We start from the raw sequence: 17019 nt of genomic DNA, 5'->3' as shown, positions 1-17019 counted from the left end.
TCGGGCCATGGCCCGAGACACGCGCCTCCCCGGCCCTCCCCCGCCGCACGGCGACTTCTCCCCCGAGGACTTCCGCCGCATGGGCTCGGCCGCCGTCGAGCGCCTCGCGCGGTACTTCGAGACGCTCGAGGCGCGGCCCGTCCTCGCGCGGACGAAGCCGGGCGAGGTCCTCGCGCAGATTCCGCTCCGCGCGCCCGAACAGCCGGAGCCGTGGGAGGCGATCGAGCGCGACCTCGACCGCCTCGTGGAGCCGAACCTCACGCACTGGCAGCACCCGGGCTACCTCGCGTACTTCGCGAACACGGGCACGTCGCCCGCCGTCGTGGGCGACTTCCTCGCCGCCGGCTACAACCAGGTCGGCATCCTCTGGCGCACGTCGCCGGTCCTCACGGAGCTCGAGCAGGGCGTCGTGCGCTGGCTGCTCGACCTCGTGGGTCTGCCGTCGGGCCCGGACGGCTTCGACGGCCAGCTCGCGGACACGGCCTCGACGGCGTCGCTGATCGCGCTCGCGGCCGCGCGCGAGGAGGCGTACCCCGACGTTCGCAAGACGGGCCTGGCGGGCCGGCCGGCCGGCCGCGTCTACTCCTCGGAGCTCGCGCACTCCTCGATCGACAAGGCCTGCGTCGTCCTCGGCTTCGGGACGGAGGGCCTCGTGAAGATCCCGGCGGACGCGAACTTCCGCATGGACGTCGAGGCCCTCGCCTCCGCCATCTCGCGAGACCGTGCCGCGGGCCGCGTTCCCGTCGCCGTCGTCGCGACGGCCGGGACGACGACGGTCACGTCCGTCGACCCGCTCCTCGCGCTCGCGGACCTCTGCGCGAAAGAGCGCGTCTGGCTGCACGTCGACGCGGCGTATGCGGGATCGGCCGCGGTCCTGCCGGAGATGCGCCCGCTCTTCGCCGGCTGGGAGCGCGCCGACTCCGTCCTGTACAACCCGCACAAGTGGATGCTCGTGCCGCTCGAGTGCACGGGCCTCTTCTTTCGCCGGATGGAGCGTGTGCGGCGCGCGTTCTCGGTCGTACCGAACTACCTCGAGACGCCCGAGGGCCAGACGGTGCGCGAGTACATGGACTACGGCGTCCAGCTGGGCCGCCGGTTCCGCGCCCTGAAGATGTGGATGACGCTGCGCGCGTTCGGCGCCGCGGGGGTGAGGACGCGCATCGCGGACGCGCTCGCGCTCGCGCGGTGGCTGAGGGCGGAGCTCGAGCGCGAGCCGAACGTGAAGCCCGTCGCCCCGACACCGTTCTCGGTCGTCGCGTTCCGCTGGCAGCCGGAGGGGATGGATGACGCCGCGGCCGACGCCGCGAACGCGCGGATCCTCGCCCGGATCAACGAGGACGGCCGGACGTTCGTGTCGCACGCCCTCGTGAAGGGCCGGTACGCGCTGCGCGCCGCGATCGGGAACGCCCGGACCGAGCGCCGCCACCTCGAAGGCTTCCTCGAGGCGTTCCGCGCCGCGGCGGCGGCGGAGCGGCCGTAAACTTTCGCGTGAACACGCCGTCTCATCCAAAGATGCCCCGCCCGAGTCTCGCGCTCGTCTTTGGATTGACGACCCTGTGTTCGGTCGCGGCCGCCGCGTCCACGAGCCTCTCCCTGCCGGGCATGGCGAACACGTCGGGACTGAACGGGACGCGATTCGAATCCGCCGTCACGCTCACGAACCTCGGACAGACGGGCGGCACGGTCGAGATCGGCCTCGTGACGCCGGGCGGCGTTCCGGCGCCCGCGGCCGTGACGCGCGCGCTGGCGCCGGGACAGACCCTCCGGATCGCGAACGCGCTCCGCGATCTCTTCGGCCTCGACGGCACGTTCGGGACGCTCACGCTCCGCTCCGAGCTGCCGATCGACGGCCGGGCGACGACGGCGAACACGCAGTCCCCTGCCGGGACCTACGGCCTCGGGCTCCCGTCCGCCGGCGCCGGCGACGTCCTCCTGAGCGGCGAGACGGGCCACGCGCTCTGGGTGTCGCACGGACCCGACAGCTCCCGCGGGTTCCGCACGAACGTCAACGTGACGTTCCTGTCCGCGGACAGCGCCGTCACGATCTCCGTCTTCGACGAGACGGGCCTCTTCCGCGGCAGCCGCACCGTCGCGTCGCCTTCGCCCGCCGTCTGGCAGGCTTCGATCGCCGACATCGCCGCGAGCGCGGACCTCCCCCTCGCCCGCGTCGAGATCGCCGTGACCCGTGGCAGCGCGATCGCCTACGCAGCCGTCGTGGACAACGTCACGGGCGACGGGATCGCGGCGGCGGCCGTCCGCGACGCGGTGGGCCCGGCCGACTGGACGCTGAACGGCGTGGCCCGGACGCCCGGAGCGAACGGCACGCGCTGGTCGACGGACGTCCGGCTGTTCAACCCGTCCGCGGCGCCGCTCGCCGTCACACTCGACGCGGTGGGCTTTGCCGCGCCCGTCTCCTCCCTGACGCGCACCGTGCCCGCGCGCGGACTCGTCGAGATCGCGGACGTCCTCGGCCCGTCGGGCCTCGGGCTGCCGGACGGCGTCGCGGGCGCGATTCGCGTGCGCGCGGGGGGGCCGCTCCTCGTCGCGGGCCGAACCGCGAACGTGGATCCCCTCGGGCGCGCCCGGGACGTTCAGCGCCTACGAAAGTCCCGTCGCCACGGGATCCGGGTTCCTCGCCGCCGGCCGGAGCGCGGCGCTCGTCGGGGTCTTCCAGGACACGGGCGCGCCCGGCTTCCGCACGAACGTCGCGATGCTCGGCGGCCCGGGCGGCGCGACGGCGGCGCTGACGCTCCGCGCCGCTTCCGGCGCGATCCTCGCGACGAGCGCCGCCACGCTCGGCGCCGGCGAATGGCGGCAGCTCTCGAGCTCCGGCTGGTTCGGCGGAGCGGCGGTTCCCGCGGCGAGCCGATTCGAGATCGCCGTCTCCGCCGGCTCGCTCGACGCCTACGCGAGCCAGATCGACAACGGCACCGGGGACCCCGTGGTCTTCGCTCCGGCGGCGTTCCCCTCGGCGTGCGGGGCGCCGGCGATCCTGAGCTTCTCCGCGTCGGCGCCGTCCGTCGCGCCGGGCGCGGCCGTCACGCTGACGCTCGCCTCGACGGGCGGATCGTCCGCTCGCGTCACCTCCCCGACGAGCGACCTCGCGATCGCGCCGAACGGAAACGTCTCCGTCTCGCCCGGCACGACGACGACTTACCGCGCCACGGTCACGGGCTCCTGCGCGCCCGACGCCGCGGCGTCCGTGACCGTGACGGTTGCCCCGCAGACGGACGTCGCGCTCACGACGGAGGGCGCTTACCGCGGCGTGCACGATGAGAGCTCGATCGCGTTCAGGGGCATCCGCTACGCGGCGCCTCCCGTCGGGCCCCTGCGCTGGAGGCCGCCGGTGGGAGTGGAGCCCTTCTCCGGCGTCCGGCCGGCCGATGCGGCCGGAAGCACGTGCCTGCAGTTCCAGGATCCGGGAACGGGCCCGCTGGAGGGCGCCGAGGACTGCCTCTTCCTGAACGTCTGGAAACCCGCGGCACCGCCGGCCTCTCCGGCGCCCGTCCTCTTCTTCATCCACGGGGGCGGCAACGTGCAGGGGTCCGGGACCGAGTTCATCTACGACGGAGCGCACCTCGCGTCGCGCCAGGGCGTCGTCGTCGTCACGATCAACTACCGTCTCAACGCGCTCGGCTTCCTCGCGCAGCCCTTCCTCGACGCCGAGAGCCCGCGCCGCGTGTCGGGCAACTACGGAATACTCGACCAGATCGCGGCCCTCGGATGGGTCCGGCGCAACGCCGCCGCCTTCGGAGCCGATCCCGCGAGGATCCTCATCTTCGGTGAGTCGGCCGGCGCCGTGGACGTCTGCGCGCTCGTCGCGTCCCCGCTCGCGAAGGGACTCTTCGCGAGCGCGCTCATGGAGAGCGGGGGCTGCGGGCAGGAGACGCTCGCGAAGGTCGAGGTTTTCGGAAACACGATCGTCCAGGCCGCCGGCTGCGGCGCGGCGGCCGACACGGGAGCGTGCATGCGCGCTCTCCCGGCGGCGGCGGTCGTCTCGGCGGTCCCGGGCCTCGCGAACGTCGTCTCGAGCGCCGGCCAGCTCTACGGACCGAACGTGGACGGCTGGCTGCTCGAGGACAGCCCGATCGTCGCCCTCACGAAAGGCACGCACAACCACGTCCCGTTCGTCGTGGGCGCGAACGCGGACGAAACGTCGGCCTACGCGCCGACGCTCTCCTCGGACGCGCAGTACCAGGCCGCGGTCGTCGCGCAGTACGGGGCCCTGCTCGGGGGGCTCGTGCTGAACCGGTACCCCGCGAGCGCCTACGCGACGCCGACGAAGGCCTACGTCGCCGTGACGACGGACTCCCGGTTCGTGTGCCCCGCAAGGCGGATCGCGCGCGCCGCGCGGGCAAGTCAGGCCGAGAGCGTGTTCCGCTACTTCTTCACGCACGCCCTCGACTCCGGCGCGAAGCGGGCGCTGGGCGCGTACCACGGCCTGGAGCTTCCCTTCGTGTTCCGGACGCTCACGGACGTGCCTCTCTTCGCGCCCTCGTCCCTCGAGCTCGCTCTCGCGGACTCGATGGGCGGTTTCTGGAGCCGTCTCGCGGCCACGGGCGATCCGAACGGCGCGGGCGCACCCGCCTGGCCGCGCTACGAGGTCGCCTCCGACCCGGTGATCCTGCTCGACGACGTCGTGACCTCCGGCTTCGGAGTCCGGACGGCGAACTGCGATTTCTGGGACGCCTTCGTCGCGCCCTGAGCGGCCCGCCGTTCGCCGGTCGGGACCGTCCGTTCGCCGAAAAACGACCCCATCCTGAAACGAGCGCCCATCGGATATCGTACTGTCGAGTCTGAATTGCTTATGGAACCCATCAACAAGTCCGCCGACCTCACAGGCCTCCGCATCGACCGCGCCGACGAGCCCTCCCCGCGGCGCCTCCTCTGGGCCGGCGTCGCGACCGCGTGCGTCGCGGCGGTTGCGGTCCTCTTCTTCCTCGCCCGCAGCAAAGGGGTCGCGATCCGGCCGCCCGAGGTCGCGACGACGCGCGTCGCGATCGTGACGCCGACGCAAGCTTCGACCGTCCTCACGGCGTCGGGTTACGTCGTCGCGCGCTCGAAGGCCGAGATCTCCCCGAAGTCGGTCGGGCGCGTCGCCTGGCTGAACCTCGAGGAAGGCCAGAAGGTGAAGAAGGGCGAGCTCGTCGCCCGGCTCGAGTCGCAGGAGCTGGAGGCGCAGAGGCGGCAGTACGTCGCGTCGCGCGACCAGGTCCTCGCGCAGCTCGAGAACGCGCGCCGCGAGCGCGACCGCGCCAAGTCCCTCCTCGACCAGAAGATCGGCTCGCAGCAGGCGTTCGACGCCGCGGACTCGCAGGTGCGCGCGCTCACGGCCCAGATCGCCGCGGCCGAGCAGCAGGTCAAGTACACCGACGAGCTCATCAAGAACGCCGAGATCTACGCGCCGATCGACGGCGTCGTGACCGTGAAGAAGGCGTTCCTCGGTGAGACGGTCGCCCCGCAGGGCTTCGGCGGCGCCGGCTCGGCGGGCGCGACGTTCGCGGTCATCGTCGACCTCTCGTCCCTCGAGATGGAGGCCGACATCAACGAGCAGAACGTCGCGAAGCTCTCGATCGGCCAGCCCGCCGAGGTCGCGCTCGACGCGTACCCCGACAAGCCCTACAAGGCGCGCCTGCGCCAGATCGTCCCGACGGCCGACCGCCAGAAGGGCTCCGTGAAGGTCAAGATCGAGATCTCCGGCAAGGACGCGCGGGTGCTGCCCGAGATGTCCTGCCGCGTCGTCTTCCTGAACCCGGAGACGAAGGTCGACGAGAAGGCGAAGCCGAAGGTCATGGTGCCGTCCGCCTCGGTCGTCACGATCGGAAGCGAGAAGGGCGTCCTCGTCGTCGCGAACGACAAGGCCGTCTTCCGGCCGCTCGTCCTCGGCGCGGCGTCCGGCACGCAGGTCGAGGTCGCCTCCGGCGTTTCCGGCGGCGAGGAGATCGTCGCCGACGCCGCGGCGGCGACGCACGCCTGGCGCCGCGAGCAGAACGTCCGCCTCAAAAAAGACTGATCCCCCGGGAACGAAGGAGAGCCGCATGGCGACCCCTCTCATCCAGATCGACTCGCTCGTCAAGCAGTACACCCGCGACACGCAGGTGCTCACCGTCCTCGACAAGCTCTCGCTGAGCGTCGAGGACGGGGACTTCGTCGCGCTCATGGGCCCTTCGGGCTCGGGCAAGACGACGCTCCTGAACCTCATCGCCGGGATCGACCGCCCGACGTCGGGGCGCATCCTCGTCGGCGACGCGGAGGTCTCGAAGATGAGCGAGGCGGCGCTCGCGAAGTGGCGGAGCGCCAACGTCGGTTTCATCTTCCAGCTCTACAACCTCGTGCCCGTCCTGACCGCCTACGAAAACGTCGAGCTGCCGCTCCTCCTCACGAACCTGAACCGCGCGCGCCGCAGGAAGCAGGTCGAGCTCGCGCTCTCGGTCGTCGGCCTCGCGGACCGCATGGACCACTACCCGCGCCAGCTCTCGGGCGGGCAGGAGCAGCGCGTCGCCATCGCGCGCGCGATCGCGACCGACCCGAAGCTCCTCGTGGCGGACGAGCCGACGGGCGACCTCGACTCGAAGAGCGGCGAGGAGATCCTGATCCTCATGGAGCGGCTCAACGCCGAGTTCAGGAAGACGATCGTCATGGTGACGCACGACCCGAAGGCGGCGTCGCGCGCGCACCGGCTCGTCCACCTCGACAAGGGCGTCCTCAAGGAGGACGTCCACGCCGAGAAGGGCAAGGCCGTCGGCATGGCGGCCGCGATCTCGGCGTCGGCCACCTGAGATCCCCGGAGGAGAGGTGAAGTTCTTCCCGTACGTCTTCAAGAGCCTGTTCCGCAAGAAGACCCGCTCTCTGCTGACGCTGGGTTCGATCCTCCTTCCGCTGTTCGTCGTGTGTCTCTTCGGCACGCTCATCCGGACGCTCGACCGCCCGGCCTCGGGAGCGGGGATGTACCGGATCGTCGTCCGCCACAAGGTCTCGCTGTCGAACTGGATTCCGGAGTCGTACCGGGGGCGGATCCAGACGCTCCCCGGCGTCGAGGAGATGTCCGTCTGGTGCTGGTTCGGCGGGAAGTACGTCGACTACGCGCCGAAGAACTTCTTCGCGCGCTTCGGCGTCGAGCCCGAGAAGCTCCTCCGGATCCTCGACGAGGTGCGCATCATCGAGGGGAGCGCGCAGGATTGGTTCGCCGACCGCTCCGGGGCGATGGTCGGCACGGAGCTCGTGAAGAAGTTCGGCTGGAAGGTCGGACAGAAGGTCGTCCTCCAGGGCGACATCTACCCCGTGAACCTCGAGCTCACGATCCGCGCGATCTACGACGGCCCGGCCGGGAACAGCGCCGCCCTCTTCTTCAACTGGGCATACGTCGAAGAGGCGCTCCCGCGCGTCAAGGGCCGCATCGGAACGTTCTACATCAGGGCGAAGGACGCGGAGGCCGTCGCCCGCCTGCCGAAGCAGATCGACGAGATGTTCGACAACACCGACGCGCCGACGAAAACGGAGACCGAGAAGGAGTTTCAGAACGGCTTCGTCCAGATGCTCGGGAACGTCAAGGTCATGCTGAACGGCATCAGCAGCGCGATCGTGTTCGTGATCCTCCTGATCGCCGCGAACACCATGGCGATGGCCGCCCGCGAGCGCGTCAACGAGATCGCCGTCCTCCGGACGCTCGGCTACCAGAAGGGGACGATCCTCGGGATGATCCTCGCCGAGAGCCTGCTCCTCGCGCTCCTGGGCGGGCTCCTCGGCCTCGGCCTGTTCGCGCTCGGGTTCGGGGGCTTCAAGGCCTTCCTCATGAACACGCCGATGGCAGGCTTCGCCGCGGGCATGACGATCTACCCGTCCGTCCTCGCCGTGGGCTTCGGGATCTCGGTTTTCATCGGCCTTTTCGCCGGGATCGTCCCCGCCGTCGGAGCCGCGAGGCGCTCCATCACGGACGGCCTGAGGCGGGTAGGCTGATGAAGTTCTTTCCGTTCGTCTTCAAGAACCTCTTCCGCAAGAAGACGCGTTCGCTGCTGACGCTCGGATCGATCCTGCTGCCCCTCTTCGTGATCTGCATCCTCGGAACGCTCCTCGCCGCGCTCGAGACGGATCCGCCGGAGGGCCGCGCGATGTGGCGGCTCATCACGCGGCACAAGGTCTCGATCACGAACTGGCTCGTGGACGGCCACACGGCGAAGATCCGCCAGCTGCCCGGCGTCGCCGAGGTCGTGCGGATGCAGTGGTTCGGCGGGCAGTACGTCGACCAGTCGGCCTTCAACAACTTCGCGCGCTTCTCGACGCAGGATCCCGAGGCCCTCCTCAGGGTCTTCGACGAGGCGAAGATCGTCGAGGGCACGGGCGACGAGTGGGCGAAGGACCGCACCGGCGTCCTCGTCGGCCGGCTCCTCATGAAGAAGTACGGCTGGAAGCTCGGGCAGAAGGTCACGCTGAAGGGCGACATCTACCCCGTGAACCCCGAGCTCACGATCCGCGCCGTCTTCGAGGGGCCGGACGAGTCGGGCGTGTACTTCCACCACGCGTACCTCGAGGAGGCGCTCCCGCGCGTGAAGGGCTTCGTCGGCTGGTTCTGGATCAAGGCCGACTCGGCGCAGTCCGCCGGCCGGCTCCCGAAACAGGTCGACGACCTCTTCGACAACGGCTCCTATCCGACGCGCACGGAGACCGAGAAGGAGTTTCAGAACACCTGGGTGTCGATGCTCGGAAACGTGAAGTTCCTCCTGACGTCGATCTCCGTGATCATCGCCTTCGTCATCCTCCTGATCGCGGGGAACACGATGGCGATGGCCGCGAGAGAGCGCGTCACGGAAATCGCGGTCCTTCGGACGCTCGGCTACCCGAAGGCGACGATCCTCGGCCTGATCCTCGGCGAGAGCGTTCTCCTGTCGGCCGTCGGGGGCCTTCTCGGGCTCGGCGTTTTCGTCGCGGTTTTTCCGGCCTTCAGGCAAGCGCTTCTCTACTCGCCGATGGCCGGCTTCGCGGCCGGGATGAAGATCTTTCCGGCCGTCCTTGCCGCGGGGTTCGTCGTGACTCTCCTCGTCGGCCTCTTCGCGGGTCTCGTGCCCGCCATCCGCTCGTCGCAGCGCTCCATCACGGACGGCCTGAGACAGGTCGGCTGATGAAGTTCCTGCCGCTCGTCCTGAAGAACCTGCTGCGCAAGAAGACGCGCTCGGGTCTGACGATCGGCTCGATCCTGCTGCCGTTCTTCGTGATCTGCCTCCTCGGGACGTTCGTCGCGATGCTCGACGCCGACCCCTCCATGGGCAAGGGGATGTTCCGGATCGCGGTGCGGCACAAAGTCTCCTTCGCGAACGTCCTGCCCGCGGCGCACCTCGAGAAGATCCGGCAGATGCCCGGCGTGAAGGCCGCGATGCCGTTCAACTGGTTCGGCGGGCGGTACGTCGACTTCTCCGCCTTTCACGTTTTCCAGCGCTTCGCGGTCGACCCGGTCGCCTTCTTCGACATCTTCGACGCCTCCGGGATCGTGGCCGGCTCGGCCGAGGCGTGGAAGGCCGACCGGAGCGGCCTCCTCGTGGGCGACATCCTGATGAAGAAGTACGGCTGGACGATCGGCCAGCAGATCACGCTCGTCGGCGACATCTGGCCGGGGACGTACACGTTCACGATCCGGGCCGCGTACCGCGGCCAGAACGAGGCCTCCGTCTTCTTCGACCAGAAAGTCATCGACGAGGCCCTCCCGTCCCGAGCGGGCCTCTACACGATGATCTGGCTCAAGGCCGTGGACGCGGCGGCGACGCGCGACCTCATCCCGCGCATCAACGCGGCCTTCGAGAACTCGACGTGGCCGGTGCGCGCCGAGACGGAGAAGGAATTCCAGAACAACTACGTGGCGCTGCTGGGGAACGTGAAGCTCTTCTTCCGGACCCTCACCGCCGTCATCGCGGCCGTCGTCCTCCTGATCGCCGCGAACACGATGGCGATGTCGGCGCGCGAGCGCGTCACGGAGATCGCCGTCCTCCGGGCAATCGGCTTTCCGCGGCGCACGCTCTTCGGGATCCTGCTGTCCGAGAGCGTCCTCCTCGCGCTCTTCGGCGCGACGCTCGGCCTCGGGATCTACGTCGCGGTCTTCCCGCGGCTGCGCGCCGCGGTCATGATGACGCCGGTCGCCTCGCTCGCCGCCGCCCTGCGCCTCTACCCCGACGTCCTCGCCGGGGCGTTCTGCGTCACGATCCTCGTCGGCGTTCTCGCCGGCCTCGTCCCCGCCATCAGGTCCGTCCGCCGCCCCATCACGGACGGCCTTCGTCTCGTCGCGTAGGAGGAGCCCCTCGATGCTCGGCATCCCCCTGAAGTACAACATCCGCAACCTCTTCGTCCGGAAGGTCACGACCTCGCTCACGGTCCTCGGGATCGGGCTCGTCGTCGCGGTCTTCCTCTGCGTCATGGCGCTCGGCGAGGGGCTCACGCGCGTGTTCACGGCCTCGGGCTCGGACAGCAACGTCCTCGTCCTCAGGCAGAACTCGCAGTCCGAGCTGCAGTCGGGCGTCTCGCGCGACCAGGTCCCGCTCATCCTGACTCTCCCGGGAGTCGCGCCGGACGCCGACGGCAAGCCGCTGGCGTCGCAGGAGCTCGTCGTCGTCCTGAACCTCGAGAAGCTCGGCGGCGGCTCCTCGAACGTGACGATCCGCGGTATCGGCGAGAAGGGGATGAAGCTGCGCCCCGGCCTCACGCTCGTCGAGGGCCGCTGGTTCGCGCCCGGCAAGTCGGAAGTCGTCGTCTCCAAGAGCGTGAGCAAGCGTTTCAAGGACTGCACGACGGGCCAGACGATCCGGTTCGGCGCCTACCGCTGGACCGTCGTCGGCCTCTTCGACGCCGGCGGCACCGCGCCCGACAGCGAGATCTGGACGGACGTCGAAGGGATGGTCACGGACTTCAAGCGGGGGGGCTACTCGTCGGTCCTCGCGAAGACGTCCGGCCGCGCGGCTCGCGACCAGTTCGTCGCCGGCCTCGCGGGCGATCCCCGCCTCGCGCTCGAGGGCAAGGTCGAGCGCAAGTACTACGACGACCAGACCTCCACGGCGGCGCCGATCAAGTTCCTCGGCTTCTTCGTCGGGATCGTCATGGCGATCGGCGCGTGCTTCGGCGCGATGAACACGATGTACGCGGCCGTCTCGGCGCGCACGCGCGAGATCGCGACGCTCCGCGCCCTCGGCTTCGGGCGGCTCGCGGTCCTGGTCTCGTTCGTCTTCGAGTCCCTCTGCCTCGCACTCCTCGGCGGGATCGTCGGCTGCTTCCTCGGCCTCCTCGCCGTCAAGCTCGCGCTCTCGGGCGTCACGGGCACGACGAACTTCGCGACGTTCTCCGAGGTCGTCTTCGCGTTCCGCCTCACGCCCGCCCTCCTCGCGACCGGCATCGTCTTCTCGCTCGTCATGGGCTTCTTCGGCGGCCTCTTCCCGGCCGCGCGAGCCGCGTTCACGAAAATCACGAACGCCCTCCGGCAGGTGGGCTGAGGAAGACGGGCGAAGGAGGCGGAGGATGGCGGACTGGCTGGTGAAGACGGAACCAGGGGACTATTCGTTCGAAGATCTTCTTAGAGAGAAAGAGACGGTGTGGACGGGCGTGAAAAACCCCGTGGCGCTGAAGCACTTGCGATCGTTGAAGAAGGGCGACCGTGTCGTCATCTACCACACGGGCAGCGAGAAGGCCGCAGTGGGTGCCGCGACCGTGGCCACACCCACCTTCGAAGAAAATCCTAAAACGGCCTCGGAACCGCGAGTCACCCTTCGCGCGGGCAGCCCCCTCCCTCGCCCTGTTCCACTCAAAGAAATCAAATCTTCTTCCCTCTTCTCCGACTCCCCGCTCGTCCGCATCGGCCGCCTCTCCGTCGTCCCCCTCACGAGCGCGCAATACGCCTTCCTCGCGAAGAGCTGATGTTCTTCTCCCGCGCGCAGGAGATCGCGCTCGAGGCGCTGCCTCTCCTCGACCCGCGCGGTCCCGCCGGGAAGGGCCGGGGCGTGAAGGATCTCGCGGAGGTCTCGGGCGTCCCGGCGCCATTCCTCGCAAAAATTCTCGGCCGCCTCGTCGACCGGGGACTGTTGCGAAGCAGGCGTGGCCGGACGGGAGGATTCGTCCTCGGCCGGCCGGCCGTCGAGATCACGCTCGCCGACGTCGTCCTCGCGCTGGGAAAGGAGGGCGACCTCGAGGCCGCCTTTCCCGAAGCACCGGCGGCGGCGGCCCGCCTCCTCGCCCCGGTGCGGCGCGAGTTCCTCGCGCGCCTCAGGGCCACGAGCCTCGCCGACCTTGCGCCCCCCGCCCCGCGGGCCTGACGCGCGGAGGACCCCGGACTCTGGCAGGATGCGGGCGGAGGTTCGCATGTCGCACCCGGTCAAGGACCCCGTCAGCTGGCTGTACCCCCCGATCGAGCCGTATCGCACGGGGATGCTCAAGGTCTCGGACGTCCACACCCTCTACTGGGAAGAGAGCGGAAACCCGAAGGGCAAGCCCGCCGTGTTTCTCCACGGCGGCCCCGGCGGCGGCTCGGACCCGAAGGTGCGCCGCTTCTTCCACCCGGACAAGTACCGCATCGTGGTCTTCGACCAGCGCGGCTGCGGCAAGTCGACGCCGTACGCGAGCCTCGAGGCGAACACGACGTGGGACCTCGTCTCGGACATCGAGAAGCTGCGCGCGCATCTCGCGATCGACCGCTGGCAGGTCTTCGGCGGCTCGTGGGGCTCGACGCTCGCGCTCGCGTACGCCGAGAAGCACCCGGACCGCGTGACGGAGCTCGTCCTGCGCGGGATCTTCCTCCTGCGCAAGAAGGAGATCGACTGGTTCTACCAGGAGGGCGCGTCGATCATCTACCCGGACGCGTGGGAGCCGTACTTCGCGCACATCCCCGAGGCCGAGCGCGGCGACCTCGTCACGGCGTACCACAAACGCCTCACGAGCGACGACCCGGCGGTGCGTCTCGCGGCCGCGAAGATCTGGAGCGGCTGGGAGGGCGCGACGTCCAAGCTCCTGCCGGACGCCTCGTTCGCCGGCCACTACGAGGAGGACGAGTTCGCGCTCGCCTTCGCGCGCATCGAGGCCCACTACTTCGCGAACAAGGGCTTCTTCGAGGTCGACGGCCAGCTGCTGCGCGACGCCGGGAAGATCCGCCACATCCCCGGCGTCATCGTCCAGGGCCGCTACGACGTCGTCTGCCCGATCTTCAGCGCGTGGGCGCTCCACCGCGCGTGGCCCGAGGCGGACCTCATCATCTCGCCCGACGCCGGCCACAGCGCCTGGGAGCCGCCGAACACCCGGGGCCTCGTGGCCGCGACGGACAAGTTCGCCTGAGAGACCTGCGCGCGTTCCTCGACGCGCTCCGCAAGGAGAACGACCTCGCCGTCGTCGAGGCCGAGGTCGACCCGCGCCTCGAGATCCCCGAGATCCACCGGCGCGTGATCGAGGAGGGCGGTCCCGCCCTCCTCTTCACGCGCCCCCGCGGCTCCGACTTTCCGGTCGTCACGAACCTCTTCGGCACGCCGAAGCGCCTCGCGCTCGCGTTCGGCGGGCGGCCGCTGGAATTCGTGAAGACCGCGGCGCGCGCCGCGACGGAGCTCGTCCCGCCGACACCCGCCTCGCTCTGGAAATTCCGCTCGTTCTTCGGCGAGGCGCTGCGCGTCGGGACGACGCGGGCGCACGCGGCGCCCGTGACCGACGTCGTCGAGACGACGCCGGACCTCACGCGCCTGCCCGCGCTCACGGGGTGGCCGGAGGACGGCGGGCCGTTCCTCACCCTCCCTCTCGTCTACACGGAACACCCCGACAGGCACGAGTCCAACCTCGGGATGTACCGCATCCAGATCCACGGCCCGCGCACGACGGGCGTCCACTGGCAGATCGGCAAGGGCGGCGGCTTCCATTACCACGCGGCCGAGGCGAAGGGCGAGGCGCTGCCGCTCACGATCTTCCTCGGCGGCCCGCCCGCGCTCATCCTCGGCGCGATCGCGCCTCTCCCCGAGGGCGTGCCCGAGCTCCTCGTCGCGTCGCTCCTCCTGGGGAAGAAGCTCGAGATGGCCGACGCCGCGGGCGCCCCGCACCGGCTCGTCGCGCGCGCCGAGTTCGCGATCACGGGCAAGGTGCCGCCGAAGGTGCGCCGGCCCGAGGGGCCGTTCGGAGACCACTACGGCTACTACTCCCTCCAGCACGCCTACCCCGTCCTCGAGGTGGACCGCGTCTTCCGCCGCAAGGACGCGATCTTCCCCGCCACGGTCGTCGGCAAGCCGCGGCAGGAGGACTTCTACATCGGGGACACGCTGCAGGAGCTGCTCTCGCCGCTCTTCCCGCTCGTGATGCCGTCCGTCGTCGCCCTCTGGAGCTACGGCGACACGGGCTTCCACTCTCTCGCGGCCGCGGTCGTCCGCGACCGCTACGGGCGCGAGGCGATGGCCTCGGCGTTCCGGATCCTCGGCGAGGGTCAGCTCGCGCTCACGAAGTTTCTCCTCGTGACGGACGCGCGTCGCGACCTCCGCGACTTCAAGGGACTCCTCGGGCACGTCCTCGCGCGCTGCCGGTTCGAGACGGACCTCTTCGTCTTCGGGAACCTCGCGATGGACACGCTCGACTACACGGGCCCGAAGGTGAATGAGGGCAGCAAGGGCGTCCTCCTCGGCCTCGGCGAAGCGATCCGCGACCTCCCCGCGGAGTTCCGCGGCCCGCTCCCGGCCGGGGCGGCGGCCGCCGCCGTCTTCGCGCCGGGCGCGCTCGTCGTCGAGGGGCCCGCGTACGCGGACGACCGCGCCTACGCGGACCGCCTCGCGTCGGACCCGGCGCTCGCGGCGTGGCCGCTCGTCGTCCTCGCGGACGACGCGGCGGCGACCGCGAAGGACGAGCGCGCGTTTCTCTGGAGTGTCTTCACGCGTTTCGAGCCGGCGGCCGACATCCACGGCGCCACGCGCGTCGTGCGGAATCACCTCGCGTTCTCGCCGCCGGTCGTGATCGACGCCCGGACGAAGCCGTGGATGCCCGGCGTCGTCGAGGCCGATCCGTCGACGATCGCCCTCGTCGACCAGAGGTGGCGCGAGTACTTTCCGAAGGGCTGACCGACAGTTTCTGTCGGGCCGCGGCCCCCCGAAGTCGGGGCTGGCGGCCTCGAGCGACACGTTTCGTCGGTTTAGCGCCCGCTGGCCCCGGCCCGGATCGTGCTAAATATTCGGTGGACATGCCCGTCAACCTGGGAGTCGGAGACCTGCTCGCCGAGGCGGGCGACCTCACGGTCCGCCGCCTGAGCCGCGCGTCCACGTGGCAGAAGACGCACGGGGGGACGATCGAGCGCGCGCTTCTCTCGACCGGCGCCGTCAGCGAGGAGACGCTGACCGCCGCCCTCTCCCAGGCGTACGGACTGCCCGGCGTTTCCCGCGCGACCCTTCTCTCGGCCGACCCGGACATCGTCGAGTGCCTTCCAGCCAAGGAGCGGCGGCGCTTCCGCGCGTTCCCGTTCTCCCTCTCGGGGAAGATCCTGCACGTCGCGATCTCGGACCCGCAGAACATCGTCCTGCAGAAGAACCTCTCGATCGCGAGCGGCTTCTCCGTCGAGATCTTCGTCGCGCCCGACCCGGTCCTCGAGGACGTCATCGAGAAGTTCGAAGCCGGCCCCGCGGGCCGCGCGCCCTCGCCCGTCGCGGCGGCGCCCGCCCCGGCGGCCGCACCCGCTCCGGCGGCAGTTCCCGTTCCGGACGAGGACTGGATCGACCGCCTCGGCCGCGCGCTCCTCGCCGAGGCCCTGCGCTTCGACGCCACGGAGCTCGAGCTCGGCGCCGACACGCACGGCGCCTTCCTGCGCACGTTCGACGCGGCGCACCCCGCCGTCACGCGCCGCCTCTCGGTCGCGCTCCTGTCTCCGCTCGTAGCGTGGTTCCAGGGCCGTTGCGCCCGCACCGAGGGCTTCGTCGCGGAAGCCGCGCTGCCCGGCGCTCCCGCGACGCGCCGGCGCGTGGACCTCATCGCCGCGGACTCGCACGGCGTGCGCGTACGCCTCGTACCCGTGGACGACGCGGTCGAGCTGCCCGCTCCCGCCCGGTTGGACGTGAGCTGCGCGCACGAGCAGACGGACGGGTTCGTCTTCTGTCCGCGCTGCGGCGCCGTCCTCTGAGCCTGAGCTAGCCCGACGCCGGAGGAGGCGGAGTCCCGCCGCCCTCGGTCCCCGGATTCCCGCCCGGACCCCGGCCGCGCCCGCGCCGCCGCCGCCGCCGTCCGCCTCCGCCGCCCTCGGGCCTCGGGCCGCCGGCCTCGCCGCCGGGAGTTCCCTGCGGAGGCCGCTGCTGCTGTGGGGGACGCTGCTGCTGCGGGGGACGCTGCGGACGGGGCTCTCGCGGCGCCTGGGCCTGAGGGGCCGCCTGCCCCTGCGCCGCGGGCTGCCCGGCGCCGCCGGGCGCGGCGCCCCGCCCCGAACCGCCGCGGCCGCGCCGCCGCCGGCGCTTGCCGCCGCCCTCGCCGGGCTGCTGCGGCGCCGCTGGGGCTTCTCTCCCGCTGCCCTGCGCGGCGCGCTGGCGCTTCTCGCGCTCGCGCTGCGCCTGCCGCCGCGCGTCTTCCTGCTGCTTGACGCGCTGGCGTTCGCGCTGCCGGCGCTCGTCCTCGGCCTTCTTCGCCGCGAGCTCCGCCTCGTGCTTCTTCCTCCACTCGGCCTCGATCCCGTCCGCTTCCACCCGCTCGTCATCCGTCAGGAGCGCGCGGATCGTGACGAGGATGCGCGGACTCGCGGACTCCCTCCGGATGAGGTCGACGATGCGGGCGCGTACCGGCGCCGCGGCGTCCGCGACGATTGCGGGAATGCGGTCCGCGTCGCTCAGCACCATGCGCGTGAAGGCGACGCGGCGGGTCTCGCCCGTGTCGGCGTTCGCCACCGTCAGGACGTAGAGGTCCTGCTCGTGCTCGAGCCCGTGCTCGCTGAGGGCATAGCCCGGAAGCGCTTCCGTCGCGAGCGCCGTCAGAAGGTCGATGTGTTTCTCGCCGATCTCCTGCGTCTGCTCCATCGAGACGACGCGGTCTCGGAACATGCGTACCTGGCCCATACGCTCTCGA

At 70.7% G+C, this 17019-nt stretch carries 17 protein-coding genes; 13 read left to right on the top strand and 4 right to left on the bottom strand.

Annotated elements, in window-relative coordinates:
* Positions 1–7 precede the first annotated feature (7 nt).
* Positions 8–1480, top strand: a complete 1473-nt coding sequence (locus IPL89_06590; protein ID MBK9062849.1) for an aminotransferase class I/II-fold pyridoxal phosphate-dependent enzyme — start codon at positions 8–10, stop codon at positions 1478–1480.
* Between the two features lie 22 nt (positions 1481–1502).
* On the opposite strand, the gene IPL89_06585 is transcribed toward IPL89_06590, so the two are convergent.
* The 3 genes from IPL89_06585 to IPL89_06575 form a co-directional block, all read right to left on the bottom strand.
* Positions 1503–1871, bottom strand: a complete 369-nt coding sequence (locus tag IPL89_06585; protein ID MBK9062848.1) for a hypothetical protein — start codon at positions 1869–1871, stop codon at positions 1503–1505.
* 18 nt (positions 1872–1889) lie between these two features.
* The gene (locus IPL89_06580; protein ID MBK9062847.1) at positions 1890–2135 is read right to left on the bottom strand and encodes a hypothetical protein; all 246 of its coding nucleotides are present in this window, start codon (positions 2133–2135) and stop codon (positions 1890–1892) included.
* A 66-nt stretch (positions 2136–2201) separates the two neighbouring features.
* On the bottom strand, positions 2202–2429 hold the full coding sequence (locus IPL89_06575; GenBank protein ID MBK9062846.1) for a hypothetical protein: 228 nt from the start codon (positions 2427–2429) through the stop codon (positions 2202–2204).
* Positions 2430–2710: 281 nt separating this feature from the next.
* On the opposite strand from IPL89_06575, the gene IPL89_06570 reads away from it, so the two are divergent.
* The 12 genes from IPL89_06570 (at position 2711) to IPL89_06515 (ending at position 16090) form a co-directional block, all read left to right on the top strand.
* Positions 2711–4705 (top strand): carboxylesterase family protein, encoded by a 1995-nt coding sequence (locus IPL89_06570; GenBank protein ID MBK9062845.1) that lies wholly within the window; start codon positions 2711–2713, stop codon positions 4703–4705.
* A 96-nt stretch (positions 4706–4801) separates the two neighbouring features.
* Positions 4802–6013, top strand: a complete 1212-nt coding sequence (locus tag IPL89_06565; GenBank protein MBK9062844.1) for an efflux RND transporter periplasmic adaptor subunit — start codon at positions 4802–4804, stop codon at positions 6011–6013.
* Positions 6014–6038: 25 nt separating this feature from the next.
* Positions 6039–6779, top strand: a complete 741-nt coding sequence (locus IPL89_06560) for an ABC transporter ATP-binding protein (GenBank protein MBK9062843.1) — start codon at positions 6039–6041, stop codon at positions 6777–6779.
* 16 nt (positions 6780–6795) lie between these two features.
* On the top strand, positions 6796–7956 hold the full coding sequence (locus IPL89_06555; GenBank protein ID MBK9062842.1) for an ABC transporter permease: 1161 nt from the start codon (positions 6796–6798) through the stop codon (positions 7954–7956).
* The gene (locus IPL89_06550; GenBank protein MBK9062841.1) at positions 7956–9116 is read left to right on the top strand and encodes an ABC transporter permease; all 1161 of its coding nucleotides are present in this window, start codon (positions 7956–7958) and stop codon (positions 9114–9116) included. Before IPL89_06555 ends, IPL89_06550 begins: the two co-directional genes overlap by 1 nt.
* Positions 9116–10273 carry an FtsX-like permease family protein gene (locus IPL89_06545; protein ID MBK9062840.1) on the top strand — a complete coding sequence of 386 codons (1158 nt, stop codon included), beginning with the start codon at positions 9116–9118 and terminating at the stop codon, positions 10271–10273. The genes IPL89_06550 and IPL89_06545 overlap by 1 nt, the downstream gene beginning before the upstream one ends.
* 13 nt (positions 10274–10286) lie before the next feature.
* Positions 10287–11465, top strand: a complete 1179-nt coding sequence (locus IPL89_06540) for an ABC transporter permease (GenBank protein ID MBK9062839.1) — start codon at positions 10287–10289, stop codon at positions 11463–11465.
* A 25-nt stretch (positions 11466–11490) separates the two neighbouring features.
* Positions 11491–11886, top strand: a complete 396-nt coding sequence (locus IPL89_06535; protein MBK9062838.1) for an EVE domain-containing protein — start codon at positions 11491–11493, stop codon at positions 11884–11886.
* Entirely contained in the window at positions 11886–12281 is a 396-nt protein-coding gene (locus IPL89_06530; GenBank protein ID MBK9062837.1) for an Rrf2 family transcriptional regulator, read from the top strand. The genes IPL89_06535 and IPL89_06530 overlap by 1 nt, the downstream gene beginning before the upstream one ends.
* Positions 12282–12327: 46 nt before the next feature.
* Positions 12328–13293 (top strand): prolyl aminopeptidase, encoded by a 966-nt coding sequence (gene pip, locus IPL89_06525; protein MBK9062836.1) that lies wholly within the window; start codon positions 12328–12330, stop codon positions 13291–13293.
* Complete coding sequence (locus IPL89_06520; GenBank protein MBK9062835.1) at positions 13290–15041, top strand: UbiD family decarboxylase; 1752 nt, start codon at positions 13290–13292, stop codon at positions 15039–15041. The genes pip and IPL89_06520 overlap by 4 nt, the downstream gene beginning before the upstream one ends.
* A gap of 119 nt (positions 15042–15160) precedes the next feature.
* Positions 15161–16090 (top strand): hypothetical protein, encoded by a 930-nt coding sequence (locus tag IPL89_06515; GenBank protein MBK9062834.1) that lies wholly within the window; start codon positions 15161–15163, stop codon positions 16088–16090.
* Positions 16091–16097: 7 nt separating this feature from the next.
* Here the strand turns inward: IPL89_06515 and IPL89_06510 are convergent, their stop codons facing one another.
* The gene (locus tag IPL89_06510) at positions 16098–16994 is read right to left on the bottom strand and encodes a hypothetical protein (protein ID MBK9062833.1); all 897 of its coding nucleotides are present in this window, start codon (positions 16992–16994) and stop codon (positions 16098–16100) included.
* Positions 16995–17019 lie beyond the last annotated feature (25 nt).

The sequence above is a fragment of the Acidobacteriota bacterium genome (assembly GCA_016716715.1).
In the GTDB taxonomy this organism is placed as follows: domain Bacteria; phylum Acidobacteriota; class Thermoanaerobaculia; order UBA5066; family UBA5066; genus Fen-183.
Note: the sequence above shows the minus strand (reverse complement) of the source record. Positions and strands in the feature narration are given on the sequence as shown.

Bases quoted from the DNA above. Each gene is read 5' to 3' on its own strand.
- IPL89_06570 (MBK9062845.1), top strand. From the start codon at position 2,711: ATGCTCGGCGGCCCGGGCGGCGCGACGGCGGCGCTGACGCTCCGCGCC.
- IPL89_06580 (MBK9062847.1), bottom strand. From the start codon at position 2,135: ATGTCGGCGATCGAAGCCTGCCAGACGGCGGGCGAAGGCGACGCGACG.
- IPL89_06550 (MBK9062841.1), top strand. From the start codon at position 7,956: ATGAAGTTCTTTCCGTTCGTCTTCAAGAACCTCTTCCGCAAGAAGACG.
- IPL89_06545 (MBK9062840.1), top strand. From the start codon at position 9,116: ATGAAGTTCCTGCCGCTCGTCCTGAAGAACCTGCTGCGCAAGAAGACG.
- IPL89_06560 (MBK9062843.1), top strand. From the start codon at position 6,039: ATGGCGACCCCTCTCATCCAGATCGACTCGCTCGTCAAGCAGTACACC.
- IPL89_06530 (MBK9062837.1), top strand. From the start codon at position 11,886: ATGTTCTTCTCCCGCGCGCAGGAGATCGCGCTCGAGGCGCTGCCTCTC.
- IPL89_06590 (MBK9062849.1), top strand. From the start codon at position 8: ATGGCCCGAGACACGCGCCTCCCCGGCCCTCCCCCGCCGCACGGCGAC.
- IPL89_06510 (MBK9062833.1), bottom strand. From the start codon at position 16,994: ATGTTCCGAGACCGCGTCGTCTCGATGGAGCAGACGCAGGAGATCGGC.
- IPL89_06540 (MBK9062839.1), top strand. From the start codon at position 10,287: ATGCTCGGCATCCCCCTGAAGTACAACATCCGCAACCTCTTCGTCCGG.
- pip (MBK9062836.1), top strand. From the start codon at position 12,328: ATGTCGCACCCGGTCAAGGACCCCGTCAGCTGGCTGTACCCCCCGATC.
- IPL89_06535 (MBK9062838.1), top strand. From the start codon at position 11,491: ATGGCGGACTGGCTGGTGAAGACGGAACCAGGGGACTATTCGTTCGAA.
- IPL89_06515 (MBK9062834.1), top strand. From the start codon at position 15,161: ATGCCCGTCAACCTGGGAGTCGGAGACCTGCTCGCCGAGGCGGGCGAC.